Genomic DNA, 14503 nt, shown 5'->3' with positions numbered 1-14503 from the left:
TGATCCCGCCTCCTACTCGATAGAGCCAGTAGTTAGTTCTGCTCGCTGTTTTTCTTACACTGCACAGTGTCTTCACATTCACCGTACATATACAAACTGTGGTGAGTCAGTTTGATACCATGCTGTTTGGCAATCGCCAGTTGGCGCTGCTCGATGGTGTCGTCTTCAAACTCAACCACCTTGCCGCATTTTAAGCAAACTAAGTGGTCGTGGTGGTTAGCACCGGTTAGCTCGAACACTGACTTACCGCCTTCAAAGTGGTGGCGGGTTAGAATGCCGGCATCATCAAACTGGTTTAGTACCCGGTATACGGTCGCCAGGCCGATATCCTCACCGATGTCCAGTAATAGCTTATATACATCTTCGGCACTGATATGCTGGTTTTTCGGATCCTGCAGGATCTCCAGAATCTTCACCCGTGGCAGGGTCACTTTCAGGCCAGCCTTACGTAACTCGGTATTATGATCGTTCATAGCAACTCTTATCTAAACGTGAACTTACAGGGATTATAAAGAGATTAGTTTTATATTCAATGGCTTTATCCCTTTTCAATATTTTACGGCCCTAACTTGCTGAAATTTGAAAGCAAGGTAGAATGCACGTCACAGGTCATACCAGAGAGTGAGTTATGCGTTGGGCATTTAAACCGGGCGTGATGCGCCATTTACTGAATTTTTGGCCACCGTTTTTTTTCAGCGGCATAAAGGTGGCGGCGCTGAGTGATGATTACCGCTACTGCCGGGTCGAGCTGAAATCACGGCCCTGGACCCGCAATATTAATAGTAGCCAGTTTGGTGGTTCAATGTTTGCGATGACCGATCCGATATACCCGCTGCTGCTGATGGGCGCTTTAGGTAAAGAATATCTGGTGTGGGACAAACAGGCCGATATCAACTATATCAAACCGGGTTATAGCCGTTTAACCGCCGAGTTCTGGCTGTCGGATGAGATGGTGGAGCAGGTTAAACGTGAGACCGACGGCGGTGACAAGTTTTTTCCGCAGTTTTTGGTACATATCAAAGATGCGAATAATCAGGTGGTATGTGAAGTCAATCGCACTGTCTATGTCCGGAAAAAGCCGAAGTACCGCGCAACCGAGTCAGTAACTAAGGCATAAAAAAAGCCGGCGAACCGGCTTTTTCTGCTGTGAGCGGCTGCTACAAAGGTAGCTTACAGCTTGGCAAATTCCGCCAGGCTCATTTCATCATAAATCTGCTTACACCATTGCTTAACCCGTTGCTCGGTCAGCTCCGGCTGGCGATCTTCATCGATACCCAGGCCAATAAAGTGGTTGTCATCGACCAGTGCTTTAGAAGCGACAAAGTTATAACCGGCAGTTGGCCAGTGGCCGACAATAATGGCACCCTTCGGCTCGATAATGTCACGCAGCGTGCCCATCGCATCCAGGAAATACTCAGCGTAATCTTCCTGATCGCCGCAGCCAAAAATCGCGACCAGCTTGTTATTAAAGTCGATATTTTCCAATTCCGGGAAGAAATCATCCCAGTCGCATTGCGCTTCGCCGTAGTACCAGGTTGGGATCCCGAGCAGCAGCAGATCGAAGCTTGCAATATCTTCTTTGCTGCTTTTCGCGATATCACGAATATCGATTAAGTTTTTACCCAGTTCTTTCTGGATCATCTTGGCGATATGTTCGGTGTTACCGGTATCGCTACCAAAAAAAATACCCACTGTTGCCATAGTTAACGCCTTCTTACCTGGCCAAAGCCTGTTCTAACAGATGTTCAATAAAATTACTGCGTGTCATCTTGGCCAAAGCCGCTGCCTGATCGAGTTTGTCACACAGCTGCTCTGACACCTTGCATTCGATACGCTTTAACCCCTTTACGCGATCGCGCTTGATTTGGTTGCGCTTGTTCAGTTTTAACTGTTCTTCCCGCGGCAGGGGGTTAGTTTTGGGTCTGCCGGGGCGCTTGTCCAGCGCAAATAAATCAATGGTGGTGCGATCGGTGGCTATTTTCGCCATGACGTCGCCTCTTATTCGAAAAAATACTGCAATACACTTTTCACGATAAAGACCAGTGGTGATAAAAACAGCACCAGCCAGACAAAAAATTGCCCCATTTTCGGAGCCTGACTTTTCTTCAGTACATCGCGGATCGCCAGTACGATAAAGATGTATAACACACCCAGACCAAGCCACAGGCCAATAGTTTCAAACTGCTCTACACTCATTTGCAAGGGTCGTCCCGAAAAAAGTGCGCGCACTATAGCACAACTGGCACCGCTTTTTCTGCGCTAGCTCAATAAAAAATCGCGCACAATTTTATTAAACGCCGCCGGTTTCTCAGCATGCAGCCAATGGCCGGTGCCTTCGATCACTTTGGCTTGCGCCGCCGGAAAATGTGCCAGAATAGTCGGTCTGTGCTCAGCTAGGATGTAATCTGAGTTGCCGCCTTTGATAAAAAGGGTCGGGCCATCAAACACGCCTTGCGCCGCTGGTGCACCAATCAGCGCCTGGTAATGCGTACTTAAGGCATCCAGATTAAAGCGCCAGCGAAAGCCGGTCTCGGTTTTATCCAGACTTTTTAATAAAAACTGTCGCACGCCGGCTTCCTTTATATAGGCTGCCAGCAGTTGATCGGCTTCGGCCCGGCTGCTTAGGGTAGTTAAATCAATACTGTTCAGGCCGGCAAAGATACTGTTATGCCGGGGTGGATAACCGACCGGGGCGATATCGGCCAGGATCAGGCGCTCTGGTTTGTCAGCGTTTTGCAGCGCATATTGCATGGCAATTTTGCCGCCCATGGAATGACCAAGCAGTGCAAAGGGCTTAAGTGCCAGACTGTCCAGTGTTTCTGCCAGATCCGCGGCCAGTAACGGGTAACTCATGTCGCTACTCTGTGGCGAGCGGCCATGGTTACGCACATCGATATTCAGTACCTGAAATTCATCCTGTAAGGCGCGGGCGATCACGCCCAGATTTTCAAAACTGCCGAACAGGCCGTGGATCAGCACCACGAGCGGACCCTGACCGTTAAGTTGATAATTCAGTATCATAACCGCTACTCTTTTGCTTTACGGAGTCTTAGGGCGTGTTGACGTTTGCTGCTTGTTTTTGCAGCCGTTTGGCTGGTGTTTATACAAGGCAGAGCTTGTGATGTGTAGTTATTCTACATGAACAAGCGATAACGCAGTAGAAACGCCAGCCAAACGCTGCCCGAAGGGTTCGCGCTGGCGGCGCTTTGCTCTTTGTCACTCGTCACTTATTTAGAATAACTAAACTGCGCTCCTCGTTTCGCGATCAAAGCGCCGCCAGTGCGAACAAAATCTAAGCAGAAAACGTCAACACGCCCTAGTAATAGCAGGCTATTCTAGCAAAACATCAGCCCAGCGTCAGGCACCGGCGGAAACTCGCATCTTTTGCTGCTTTGGGTATATAATCAGGCCAATTTGAGGTAACGGATTAACACTATGAAAACCATTGAAATTGACGACGATCTTTATCAGTTTATCGCCGGCCAGACCCAGCGTATTGGCGAAAGTGCCTCAGATATCCTGCGTCGTTTACTACCCGGTGCCCCTGTCAAAGCCACTATAGCGGCACCTGCTGCGCCGGTAGCTGCAGTAAGCACTGCGGCTGTCGCAGCCGCGGTGGTCGAACCGGCTGGCAAAACTAAAGCCGGTAATATTTTTGATCTGGTAACACCACAGGATTTACAAACCGAACAGAATATCGTTGGCCGCTTTTTATATCTGCTCTCGGTTTTGGCACGGGTACACAAAAAAGATTTTGCCAGGGTGCTTGAGATTAAAGGCCGCAACCGGCTGTATTTTGGGACTTCGGCCGAGGCGTTAAACGAAGCGGGCAGCAGCACTAACCCGAAGCAAATTCCTAATACTAACTTCTGGGTGATCACCAATTCCAATACCACCCGGAAAAAAATGATGCTGACGGAAACTGCGATTAAACTTGGCTATAGTGCTGAAGACGCTGAGCGTATCCGCGACTTACTCTGATTAACTGAATTACGCAAAAAAGGAAGTGCCCATGTCATTACATCCGCTGGCAGGTCAGCCGGTTCCAAACGAACTTATTCCGAATATCTGCCGGTTGATGACGGCTTACTATGTACTGGAGCCCGATGTGCATCAACATCCGGAGCATAAAGTCAGTTTTGGTACCTCCGGCCATCGCGGCAGCGCCTTGCAGCACACCTTTAATGAGCCACATGTACTGGCTGTTTGTCAGGCAATTGCCGAGTATCGGAAAAAACAGGGCATTACCGGGCCATTATTTTTGGGTAAAGATACCCATGCTTTGTCAGAAGCGGCCTTTGCCAGCGCACTGGAAGTGCTGATTGCCAATAAAATTCAGGTCTGCATCCAGAAAGACTTAGGTTATACCCCGACACCCGTCATTTCCCACGCTATCCTGACCCACAACGACGGTGAAAGCAGCCAACTGGCCGACGGTATCGTGATTACGCCTTCGCATAATCCACCGGAAGACGGCGGCATTAAATACAACCCGCCGCATGGTGGTCCGGCAGATACCGATGTCACCGATTGGATTGAAAAACGCGCCAATGAGCTGTTAGCCAAAGATCTGGAAGGCGTGCGGATGATGCCTTATGCACTGGCGATTCAGTCCGGCTATTGTCAGCACATCGATTATATTCAGCACTATGTTGATGACTTAGAAAACGTGATTGATATGGCGGCCATTGCCAAAGCCGGCATTCGTATTGCCGTCGATCCGATGGGCGGTTCGGGCATTGCGTTCTGGCCCAGAATTGCTGAGCGCTATGGCCTGAATATCACCGTGGTCAATGACAAGATCGATCCGTCTTTTAGTTTTATGTCGCTGGATAAAGACGGCAAAATCCGCATGGATTGCTCGTCAGCCCATGCGATGGCAAGCTTAATTCAACTGAAAGATCAATTTGATATTGCCATTGGCAATGATCCGGATTTTGACCGCCATGGCATTGTTACCCGCAGCGGTGGCTTGATGAATCCGAATCACTATTTGGCGGTTGCTATTAACTATCTGCTGGCCAACCGGCCGCAGTGGGGCGCTGAGCTGGCGATTGGTAAAACCCTGGTCTCCAGTGCGCTGATTGACCGTGTGGTTGCGGCGCAGGGCCGGGTGCTAAGCGAAGTGCCGGTTGGCTTTAAATGGTTTGTCGATGGCTTACATAAAGGCGAGATCGCCTTTGGTGGCGAAGAAAGTGCCGGCGCCAGTTTCCTTCGCCATAATGGCACTGTCTGGTCGACCGATAAAGATGGCTTTATTCTGGGCTTACTGGCCGCCGAAATGCTGGCAAAAACCGGGGTTGACCCTTATCTGCAGTATCAGGCGTTAACCCGTAAGCTAGGTTCGCCACTATACCGGCGTCTGGATGCACCGGCGTCTGCGGTACAGAAAGCCGCGCTGAAAAATCTGGATGTCAGCAGTGTTAAGGCCACCAGCCTGGCCGGCGATCCCATCACTGCGGTGCTGACCAAGGCGCCGGGTAATAATGCCGGCATCGGCGGCGTTAAGGTCGTTACCAAAAATGGTTGGTTTGCCGCCCGTCCTTCTGGCACCGAAAATGCCTATAAAATATATCTGGAGAGCTTTGTCGATCAGGCACATCTGGAGCAACTGGAACAGGATGCGAAAGCCTTTGTGGCAGCGGTATTTGCGAACAGTTGAATATAAAAAGGACTTAAAAGTAAGGGGTTAGATAAGGCTAACCCCTTTTTTGTTACTTGCGTACTGACAGTTAGTTATGTAATTAACTTACGAAATGATGGGTAGCCTTTGCCAAAAGTGCGATTTTGCGGTATTGTTTTTGTAATTTTTCTACAATTATAACTGTGTAACATCGCTGACTGTGGCGAACACATTTGGGACTGGCAATGAAAAAGACCTCTACAGCTTCGGTAGCAAAGGCTGCCAACACTGCCACTGAGCAGATTAAAGAAAGTATTATCAAACACTTACACTCCACGCTTGGCACCGACGTTAATAAAGCCAGCCATCAGGCCTGGTGGCGCGCGACCTGTGCTGCGGTAAACGAGCAGGTTTTCGATGGCCTGCGCAATACCCAACGCACCCATTATGAGCAAGATACCCGGGCGCTGCACTATTTTAGCCTCGAGTATCTGATGGGCCGGATGTTCAGTAATAACCTGCATAACCTCGGGATTTATCAGAACGCCAAACAGGCACTGGCTGAGCTGGGGCTGGATATTGCCGATCTGGAGCAGCAGGAAGAGGATATGGCGCTGGGTAACGGCGGCCTGGGTCGTCTGGCAGCCTGCTTTATCGAATCACTGGCGACGTTAAATTACCCGGCCGTGGGTTATGGCATTCACTATGAAAACGGCCTGTTCCAGCAGAGCTTCCAGGATGGTCGGCAGATCGAGCGTCCGGATAGCTGGCGTGAGTACGGTAACCCGTGGGAAATTTGTCGCCCGGAATCGGTGCAGGAAATTGCCGTGTATGGCTATGTCGAAACCGTATTTGACTTACAGGGCCAGATGAAAAAAGTCTGGCACCCGGGCCGGATCATCAAGGGGGTGCCGTGGGATATTCCTATTGTCGGCTATGATGGCAGTGCGGTAAACGTATTGCGCTTGTGGGAAAGCCGCGCCTCTGACTTCTTTAACTGGGACGTGTTTAACTCCGGCGGTTATATTGATGCGGCGCGGGAAAACGTGGAAGCGGAAAACATCTCTAAGGTCCTGTACCCGAACGATGAAACTGATGCCGGTAAAGAGCTGCGTCTGATTCAGCAGTATTTCTTCTGCTCCTGCTCGTTAAAAGACATTATCCGCCGCTATAAGCGTCGCCATGGCGATGACTGGAGCCACTTTGGCAAGCAGGTGGTGATTCAATTAAACGATACCCACCCGGCGGTAGCGATCCCGGAGCTGATGCGGATTCTGGTTGACCGTGCTGAAATGGCTTGGGATGACGCCTGGGCGATTTGTCAGCAGGTATTTGCCTACACTAACCATACCTTATTGCCAGAAGCCCTGGAAAAATGGCCACTGCGCTTATTTGAAAAAGTGCTGCCGCGGCATATCGAAATTATTTACGAAATTAACCGCCGCTTCCTGCTTGAGCAGGTAGAAATGCGCTGGCCGGGTGACGATGCGAAGAAGCGCAAGCTGTCGATTATCGAAGAAGGCCATGAGCAGATGGTGCGGATGGGGCATTTGTCGGTGGTGGGCTCCTTTAAGGTGAACGGGGTGGCAGAAATTCACTCCAAGCTGGTGAAATCTGATCTGTTCCCAGAAATGGTGGCGCTGTGGCCGGATAAATTTACTAACGTTACTAACGGTGTAACACCGCGGCGCTGGTTAAAAGCCTGTAACCCAAGGCTGGCTACCTTGCTGGATGCCAAGGTCGGTGACGATTGGCCAACCGATCTGAAAAAGCTGCATAAGCTGGCTGACTTTGCTAAAGATCCTGCATTGCAGGATAACTTTATGGCGATTAAGCAGCAGAACAAAGCCGATCTGGCGCGGGAAATTAAAAAGCTGACCCGGATTGAAGTGGATCCGGCGGCGCTGTTTGATGTGCAGATCAAACGCCTGCATGAATACAAACGGCAGCACCTGAACCTGCTGCATATCCTGGCGTTGTACCGGCGTATTCTGCAAAACCCGGATTACGATATGGTGCCACGGGTGTTCCTGTTTGGTGCTAAGGCGGCACCGGGCTATAAGCTGGCAAAAGAGATTATCTATGCGATTAACAAGGTCGCCGATAAGATCAACCACGATAAGCGGGTGAAAAACCGCATTAAAGTGGTGTTTATGCCAAACTACCGGGTGAGCTTAGCTGAGAAGATGATCCCGGCCGCGGATGTCTCGGAGCAGATCTCCACCGCCGGTAAAGAGGCCTCAGGTACCGGTAATATGAAGCTGGCGTTAAACGGTGCTATTACGGTCGGTACCCTGGATGGCGCCAATATTGAAATCGCTGAGGAAGTTGGTGACGATAATATCGCGATCTTTGGTTTAACCGTTGATGAAGTGAAAGCCTTATATGAGAGCGGCTATAACAGTTACGATTATTACCATAATAATCCGGAGCTGAAAGCTATTCTGGACTGGCTGGAAACCGATTACTTTACGCCGGGTAAACCGGGTGAGTTAGCGGCGATTAAACGCAGCTTACTGGAAGGCGGTGACCCCTATCTGGTGCTGGCCGACTTTGAATCCTACCTGGCGGCGCAGCAAAAAGTGGATACCTGGTATCGCGATAAAGCGCTGTGGGCAGAAAAAGCCATTCTGAATACCGCTTCGGTTGGTAAATTTACCTCAGATCGCTCGATTGAAGATTATGTAGAGCGGGTATGGCAATTAAAGCCGTGCCAAATCAAAAAGTAAACTCCGCATGACTCACCAGGGCGCATCCAGTGCGCTCTTGAGCAGAGTAACCAAGGCAGCGCGATAAGCTGCCTTTTTTTATAGCTGGGGTTGCGATATGCTGCTTACACGGTTATTTGGCGGATCAGCTTAGAATGCGGTGTGTCTTAATCAGTATACTGCTGTTGTTATTAAGCTCAGGATTGAGCGGTGCGATGCCGGGCCGGATCCAATGGGCGATCAATGATGCGCCGCCTTTTCACATCCTCAGCGGCCCTTATCAGAATAAAGGCATTTGTGATGCGCTAATCAGTGCGGTGCATAGAGCTTTACCCGAGGTTGCTTCGTCAGTGTGGGTTATGCCGCAGCCGCGGATTTCACAGGCACTGAATGATCAAACCGATCTGTGTTTTCCATGTATGATTTATCGCGGCAGTCATACCGAGCGGGCCTATTTCAGCCAACCCACCCATATCTATGAGCCATATCAGATACTGAGTCGGTTGCCGCTGGCTGCAGAGATCGCCAGCCGCTATGGCAGCCCGGTGGCGTTTGAATTATTGTTATCGGCAACGCAGTACCGTTTGGGTTATCCGGCAGGTCGGCGTTATGCCGAGTTACAACCCTTGCTGGACAAGTATCCGCCGTTTTTAGCGAGGCCTGGCGTTGGTGGCGCGGTAACTATTTTACAAATGATTCAGGCAGAGCGTCTGGATTACACCATCGATTATCCTATTGTTGCCAACTATTTTAATCGCACCGGTCAGGGGAATATCAGTAGCTTGCCGATCAGGGAGCAACAACAAGACCACATTCCGGGCGCGATCGGTTGTGCCCGCAGTGATTGGGGGCGGCAAGTTGTTAATTTAATTAATAGTGTGATGCCTCAGGTGCGCCAGGATCCGGTGTTTCTGGAGGTATTAAACTTATGGTCTGGTGCTGACGGTGAGTCATATCAACGTTTTAATCAACAACATTTAGCCCGCCCGGAATACCAGCAAGCGACAATACCGGAATAAATGGCTGGCTGCGGGCAACTTGGCCTAAGCGGCATTACAAGGTAACATCTGCTGCTCTTTGCGTTAAATCAGTAACAGGAAGTAACATGCCGGCACAACAACTTAAACAAAATGGTGATTTTTTAGCGCTTACTTTGGCTAACCCCGATGGTTTATCGCCGGCGCACTTTAGCCTCGACAATGGTACTCAGGTAGAAATCTGGGATACCGGGGTCATTTACTTTGAACCTGCCCGGAGTGGCCAGCAGGATATCGTGCTCAGTTGTGGCGTACATGGTAATGAAACGGCACCGATTGAAATCTGCGCCGCGCTGGTGCGGGATCTGTTGCTGGGTAAGCTACAGCTGAGCGAGCGGTTACTGGTATTATTTGGTAATCCGGCGGCGATTAATAACGGCACGCGGGAGATTGAAGAGAACTTAAACCGCTTATTCTCCGGCCATCATAGCAAGGGCGCAGGCCTGATTAATGCCGAGCGGCGCCGGGCGCAGGCATTAGAAAATTATGTCAGCCGCTTTTATCAGCTGGGCGGTGAGGGCCGTGAGCGCGCGCTCTATGATCTGCATACCGCTATTCGCGGCTCGCGCTTTGAAAAGTTTGCGGTTTGTCCATTCCTGCACGGTAAACCCTGGAAAAAAGCCCAGTTTCAGTTACTGGCGGCCTGTGAAGTCACCACGGTATTGCTGATGCAAACCCCGGCCAGTACCTTTAGTTATTATGCCTCTAATAGCCATGGTGCTGATGCCTTTACCGTTGAGCTGGGTAAGGTGCGTCCCTTTGGTGAAAACGATATGCGGCGCTTTGCCAAAACCGAGCAGACGTTACGGGCGCTGGTTAGCGGGGCCTTGCCGCCGTTTAGCGAGTTCAGGCAAGCCGACTTTCAGCTGTACGAGGTGTATCGCAGCATTAATAAGCAAACACAGGATTTCAAACTGCATTTTGCCGATGATGTGGAAAATTTTACCAGTTATCCGCTGGGATCCTTGCTGGCAACGGATGGCGATTTGGAATACCGGGTCGAACGTGAAGGTGAGGCCATTATCTTCCCCAATGCTAAGGTGGCGATCGGGCAACGGGCGATGCTGATGGTGATACCCAAAGATGTCAGCGGCCAGTTGATTTAGTGGCGAAAAGCAGACACTGAGTAAATATAACCTGACAGCTTGGTTGCTGCTCAGGTTTTTTTATGCCCGCCGGCGGTTGCAATGCAGTTTACGTAAAGGTAAAGTTCGGCGCAAAAATTTAAGTTAAAACCGGAATGTCTGCGGGGTGATACCTGCGCCACGACGTGTCGGACGCGACTATAATCTATAAAAAACAACCAAGAGACTCCTTATGACTAATCCAAATAACGCCACCATTACCACGGTGCACCGCGCGGAGTTCACTGCCAGTGATGCGTTAAAAATACCTACCTTAAGGATCCTGCAAGACGATGGCAGTCTGTATGACGGGGCAACAGCGCCAGAGTTAGATAAAGACACCGCATTAAAGATGTACGACACCATGGTGTTTATCCGGGTGTTGGATGAGCGGATGCTGGCCGCACAGCGCCAGGGCCGGATCAGCTTCTATATGCAGTGTTTAGGGGAAGAAGCGACCACGGTCGGCAGTGCTGCCGCACTGAGCGATCAGGATATGATTATGGCGCAATACCGGGAGCAGGGCGCCTTGCGCTATCGCGGTTTTACGCTGGAACAATTTATGAACCAGTTGTTCTCGAATGAGAAAGATCTGGGTAAAGGCCGGCAAATGCCGGTGCACTATGGCTCAAACGCCATTAACTATATGACCATTTCGTCGCCACTGGGCACGCAAATTCCGCAGGCCTCGGGTTATGCCTATGCGCAAAAGCTGCGTGGCCTGAATGCACTGACGCTGTGTTACTTTGGTGAAGGCGCCGCCTCTGAGGGCGACTTCCATGCCGGTTTAAATATGGCCGCGGTGCATAAGGCGCCGGTGCTGTTTTTCTGCCGCAATAACGGCTATGCCATTTCGACGCCGGCCAATGAGCAGTTTGTCGGTGACGGCATTGCCTGCCGCGCGGTCGGTTATGGTATGAAAGCCATTCGCGTGGACGGTGCTGATATTCTGGCGGTGTATCAGGCCACTAAAATGGCCCGTGACTATGCGCTGAAGCACAACGAGCCGGTATTACTGGAGTCGATGGCTTACCGCTTAGGGGCACACTCCTCATCAGATGACCCGAGCGGTTACCGCTCCAAAGAAGAAGAAGCGCTGTGGCGTAAAAACGATCCGATCGCCCGCTTTAAAGCCTGGTTGCTAAAGCAAGGCTGGCTGGATGAAGCTGCTGATAATGCCAAAACTGAGCAGCTGCGTGCCGATATCCTGGACGCATTAAAGGTGGCGGAGAAAGTCGCCAAGCCTGGTATTGAACACCTGATCTCTGATGTCTACGCTGAGCCTATCCCGGCTTTGCAACAACAACTGGATGAATTAAAAGCACATATCCGCAAATATCCGGATGCTTATCCTATTACTGCCGGGAGACTCGACTAATGGCAAAAATGAATATGTTACAGGCCATTAATAATGCGCTGGATCTGGCGATGGCCAAAGACGATGGTGTGGTCTGCTTTGGTGAAGACGTCGGTCATTTCGGCGGCGTGTTTCGTGCCACCAGCAAGCTGCAGGAAAAATATGGCAAGGCCCGTTGTTTTAATACGCCATTAACTGAACAAGGTATCGCTGGTTTTGCTAATGGTATGGCGGCGCAGGGGATGAAGCCGGTTGCTGAGATCCAGTTCGCTGACTATATCTTCCCGGCCTTTGACCAGATCGTCAACGAAACAGCCAAGTTCCGTTACCGCTCGGGTAATGAATTTAATGTCGGTGGCTTAGTATTCCGCACCCCTTATGGTGGCGGTATTGCCGGTGGTCATTACCACAGCCAGAGCCCGGAAGCCTATTTTGCCCATACGCCGGGCCTGAAAATCGTAGTACCGCGTGACCCTTATCAGGCCAAAGGTTTGCTGCTGGCGTCTATTGCCTGCCCGGATCCGGTGATTTTCTTTGAACCGAAGAAACTGTACCGTGCCTCTGTTGGCGAAGTGCCGGAAGACTATTACGAGCTGCCCATCGGTAAGGCCGAAGTGTTGCAACAGGGTAAGGACGTAACCGTGCTAGCCTGGGGCGCGCAGATGGAAATCGTGCAAAAGGCGGTAGAAATGGCGGCCGAGCAGGGCGTATCGTGCGAAGTGATTGACCTGCGCAGTATTCTGCCATGGGATGCTGATACCGTTGCGGAATCAGTAAAGAAAACCGGTCGTCTGGTGATTAACCATGAAGCGCCGTTAACCGGCGGCTTTGCCGGTGAAATTGCCGCCACGATTCAGAAAATGTGTTTCCTGCATCTTGAAAGCCCGATCGAGCGGGTTTGTGGTTTAGATACGCCGTACCCGTTGGCACTGGAAAAAGAATATGTGGCCGATCATCTGAAAACTTTCGAAGCCATTATGCGCTCGGTTAATTTCTAAGGAGTTTTCGATGAAACAGGATTTTATTCTGCCGGATATCGGTGAAGGTATCGTCGAGTGCGAAATCGTCGAGTGGTTGGTCAAAGAAGGCGATGTGATTAAAGAAGATCAGCCGGTTTGTGATGTAATGACCGACAAAGCGCTGGTGCAAATTCCGGCGGTGTATGATGGCGTGGTCAGCAAGCTGTATTACGCCAAAGGCGATATTGCTAAGGTGCATGCGCCATTATTTGAGATGGAAGTGGCTGGTGTTGCAGCTTCCGCACCGGCTGCAGCTTCGGGGTCAGATCCTGATCTGACCCCGAAGTCCCCGAAGATCAGCGAAATTACTGAAGACTTTATCCTGCCGGATATCGGTGAAGGTATTGTGGAGTGTGAAATCGTTGACTGGCTGGTCGCGGAAGGCGATACCATCGCAGAAGATCAGCCGGTCTGTGATGTGATGACCGACAAAGCGCTGGTGCAAATCCCGGCCAAATATGCTGGTGTGGTCAGTAAGCTGTACTATGCCAAGGGCGATATTGCCAAGGTGCATGCACCGCTGTTTGCGATTCGCCGCCAGGGAGATGTAACGGCGGCAGCGCCAGTCGCTTCGGGGTCAGATCATGATCTGACCCCGAAGGTTACCGCCACTGCCGCAAGACCTGCTGCCAGTGACAGTGCAGCGGCGAAAGGCAGCAAAGCCTTAGCCAGCCCGGCCGTGCGCCGTCTGGCCCGTGAGCTGGGTGTTGATTTACAACGGGTGCCAGGCTCGGGCGATAAAGGCCGGGTTTATAAAGAGGATGTGCGCGCCTTTGCCCAAGGCACCCCTGTTGCCGCTGTTAGTACGCCGGCCGCTAAACCGGTCGCCGCGACAAGCACAGCTGTCGTTAGCAGCGCTGAAAACCGGGTTGAACCTATTCGTGGCATTAAAGCGGCGATGGCACGGCAGATGGCCGAGTCCGTATCAAGCATTCCGCACTTTACGTACTGCGAAGAAATTGACTTAACCGATCTGATTGCGCTGCGGCTACAACTTAAAGATCAGTATGCCAAACAGGGCGTGAAGCTGACGATGATGCCGTTCTTTATGAAGGCGTTGTCGCTGGCGATTAACGAGTTCCCGGTGATGAACAGTCAGCCGAATGCCGACTGTACTGAACTGACTTATTTTAGCGCCCATAATATCGGCGTCGCGGTGGACTCGAAAATTGGCTTGTTGGTACCTAATGTCAAAGGCTGTGAGCAAAAGTCCATTCTGGAAATTGCTGCCGAGCTGACCCGCTTAACCGATGCAGCGCGCGAAGGACGGGTAAGTCCGGCCGATCTGAAAGGCGGCACCATTACCATCAGTAATATCGGTGCTATTGGTGGTACAGTGGCGACGCCCATTATCAATAAGCCGGAAGTGGCGATTGTGGCGCTGGGTAGGGTACAAGCCTTACCACGCTTTGCTGCCAACGGCCAGGTCGTGGCACGGCAGCTGATGCAGGTGAGCTGGTCTGGTGATCACCGTATTATTGATGGTGGCACCATTGCCCGCTTTACCAATCTGTGGAAGCAATATCTGGAGCAGCCAAGCAGTATGTTACTGTCGCTGCGTTAATATACCGGATCACGGTTGTAGAACAGGCCCCGCATTGCGGGGCTTTTTTATGGTGCGCCGGGCATGGCGCG

At 51.1% G+C, this 14503-nt stretch carries 14 protein-coding genes; 9 read left to right on the top strand and 5 right to left on the bottom strand.

The window, feature by feature from the left end:
- Nucleotides 1-32: 32 nt before the first annotated feature.
- The gene (fur, locus tag AAY72_RS16310) at nt 33-473 is read right to left on the bottom strand and encodes a ferric iron uptake transcriptional regulator (protein WP_008983360.1); all 441 of its coding nucleotides are present in this window, start codon (nt 471-473) and stop codon (nt 33-35) included.
- Between the two features lie 155 nt (nt 474-628).
- Here fur and AAY72_RS16305 point away from each other — a divergent pair, with 155 nt between their 5' ends.
- On the top strand, nt 629-1117 hold the full coding sequence (locus tag AAY72_RS16305; protein WP_057788993.1) for a DUF4442 domain-containing protein: 489 nt from the start codon (nt 629-631) through the stop codon (nt 1115-1117).
- 53 nt (nt 1118-1170) lie between these two features.
- Here the strand turns inward: AAY72_RS16305 and fldA are convergent, their stop codons facing one another.
- From fldA to AAY72_RS16285, 4 genes are all read right to left on the bottom strand, one after another.
- Nucleotides 1171-1701 carry a flavodoxin FldA gene (gene fldA, locus AAY72_RS16300; RefSeq protein ID WP_057788991.1) on the bottom strand — a complete coding sequence of 177 codons (531 nt, stop codon included), beginning with the start codon at nt 1699-1701 and terminating at the stop codon, nt 1171-1173.
- Nucleotides 1702-1714: 13 nt separating this feature from the next.
- Nucleotides 1715-1987 (bottom strand): LexA regulated protein, encoded by a 273-nt coding sequence (gene ybfE / locus AAY72_RS16295; protein ID WP_008610375.1) that lies wholly within the window; start codon nt 1985-1987, stop codon nt 1715-1717.
- An 11-nt stretch (nt 1988-1998) separates the two neighbouring features.
- Nucleotides 1999-2196, bottom strand: a complete 198-nt coding sequence (locus AAY72_RS16290; protein WP_057788989.1) for a DUF2788 domain-containing protein — start codon at nt 2194-2196, stop codon at nt 1999-2001.
- A gap of 63 nt (nt 2197-2259) precedes the next feature.
- Complete coding sequence (locus tag AAY72_RS16285) at nt 2260-3021, bottom strand: alpha/beta fold hydrolase (RefSeq protein WP_057788987.1); 762 nt, start codon at nt 3019-3021, stop codon at nt 2260-2262.
- A gap of 414 nt (nt 3022-3435) precedes the next feature.
- On the opposite strand from AAY72_RS16285, the gene seqA reads away from it, so the two are divergent.
- The 8 genes from seqA to AAY72_RS16245 all read left to right on the top strand — a co-directional run bounded on the left by seqA (nt 3436) and on the right by AAY72_RS16245 (nt 14432).
- On the top strand, nt 3436-3981 hold the full coding sequence (seqA, locus tag AAY72_RS16280) for a replication initiation negative regulator SeqA (RefSeq protein ID WP_057788985.1): 546 nt from the start codon (nt 3436-3438) through the stop codon (nt 3979-3981).
- 31 nt (nt 3982-4012) lie between these two features.
- Nucleotides 4013-5662 (top strand): phosphoglucomutase (alpha-D-glucose-1,6-bisphosphate-dependent), encoded by a 1650-nt coding sequence (pgm, locus tag AAY72_RS16275; RefSeq protein WP_057788983.1) that lies wholly within the window; start codon nt 4013-4015, stop codon nt 5660-5662.
- 206 nt (nt 5663-5868) lie between these two features.
- Entirely contained in the window at nt 5869-8352 is a 2484-nt protein-coding gene (locus tag AAY72_RS16270; protein WP_057788981.1) for a glycogen/starch/alpha-glucan phosphorylase, read from the top strand.
- A gap of 134 nt (nt 8353-8486) precedes the next feature.
- Nucleotides 8487-9350: a hypothetical protein gene (locus tag AAY72_RS16265; protein WP_057788979.1), complete on the top strand. Its 864-nt coding sequence runs from the start codon at nt 8487-8489 to the stop codon at nt 9348-9350.
- 86 nt (nt 9351-9436) lie between these two features.
- Nucleotides 9437-10474, top strand: coding sequence for a succinylglutamate desuccinylase (gene astE, locus AAY72_RS16260; RefSeq protein ID WP_057788977.1), 1038 nt, complete (start codon nt 9437-9439; stop codon nt 10472-10474).
- Nucleotides 10475-10685: 211 nt separating this feature from the next.
- Nucleotides 10686-11870 (top strand): thiamine pyrophosphate-dependent dehydrogenase E1 component subunit alpha, encoded by a 1185-nt coding sequence (locus AAY72_RS16255; protein ID WP_057788976.1) that lies wholly within the window; start codon nt 10686-10688, stop codon nt 11868-11870.
- Nucleotides 11870-12847 carry an alpha-ketoacid dehydrogenase subunit beta gene (locus tag AAY72_RS16250; RefSeq protein ID WP_057788975.1) on the top strand — a complete coding sequence of 326 codons (978 nt, stop codon included), beginning with the start codon at nt 11870-11872 and terminating at the stop codon, nt 12845-12847. The genes AAY72_RS16255 and AAY72_RS16250 overlap by 1 nt, the downstream gene beginning before the upstream one ends.
- Before the next feature lie 10 nt (nt 12848-12857).
- Entirely contained in the window at nt 12858-14432 is a 1575-nt protein-coding gene (locus AAY72_RS16245) for a dihydrolipoyllysine-residue acetyltransferase (protein WP_057788973.1), read from the top strand.
- Nucleotides 14433-14503 lie beyond the last annotated feature (71 nt).

The organism is Alishewanella sp. WH16-1, assembly GCF_001441695.1.
GTDB classification, from domain to species: domain Bacteria; phylum Pseudomonadota; class Gammaproteobacteria; order Enterobacterales; family Alteromonadaceae; genus Alishewanella; species Alishewanella agri.
The sequence above is the reverse complement of the archived record's forward strand: the minus strand, read 5'-3'. Positions and strand labels throughout refer to the sequence as shown.

Coding starts and splice junctions, on each gene's coding strand:
- AAY72_RS16245 (WP_057788973.1), top strand. CDS start 12,858: ATGAAACAGGATTTTATTCTGCCGGATATCGGTGAAGGTATCGTCGAG.
- seqA (WP_057788985.1), top strand. CDS start 3,436: ATGAAAACCATTGAAATTGACGACGATCTTTATCAGTTTATCGCCGGC.
- fur (WP_008983360.1), bottom strand. CDS start 473: ATGAACGATCATAATACCGAGTTACGTAAGGCTGGCCTGAAAGTGACC.
- AAY72_RS16285 (WP_057788987.1), bottom strand. CDS start 3,021: ATGATACTGAATTATCAACTTAACGGTCAGGGTCCGCTCGTGGTGCTG.
- pgm (WP_057788983.1), top strand. CDS start 4,013: ATGTCATTACATCCGCTGGCAGGTCAGCCGGTTCCAAACGAACTTATT.
- fldA (WP_057788991.1), bottom strand. CDS start 1,701: ATGGCAACAGTGGGTATTTTTTTTGGTAGCGATACCGGTAACACCGAA.
- ybfE (WP_008610375.1), bottom strand. CDS start 1,987: ATGGCGAAAATAGCCACCGATCGCACCACCATTGATTTATTTGCGCTG.
- AAY72_RS16255 (WP_057788976.1), top strand. CDS start 10,686: ATGACTAATCCAAATAACGCCACCATTACCACGGTGCACCGCGCGGAG.
- AAY72_RS16305 (WP_057788993.1), top strand. CDS start 629: ATGCGTTGGGCATTTAAACCGGGCGTGATGCGCCATTTACTGAATTTT.
- AAY72_RS16290 (WP_057788989.1), bottom strand. CDS start 2,196: ATGAGTGTAGAGCAGTTTGAAACTATTGGCCTGTGGCTTGGTCTGGGT.
- AAY72_RS16250 (WP_057788975.1), top strand. CDS start 11,870: ATGGCAAAAATGAATATGTTACAGGCCATTAATAATGCGCTGGATCTG.
- astE (WP_057788977.1), top strand. CDS start 9,437: ATGCCGGCACAACAACTTAAACAAAATGGTGATTTTTTAGCGCTTACT.
- AAY72_RS16270 (WP_057788981.1), top strand. CDS start 5,869: ATGAAAAAGACCTCTACAGCTTCGGTAGCAAAGGCTGCCAACACTGCC.
- AAY72_RS16265 (WP_057788979.1), top strand. CDS start 8,487: ATGCGGTGTGTCTTAATCAGTATACTGCTGTTGTTATTAAGCTCAGGA.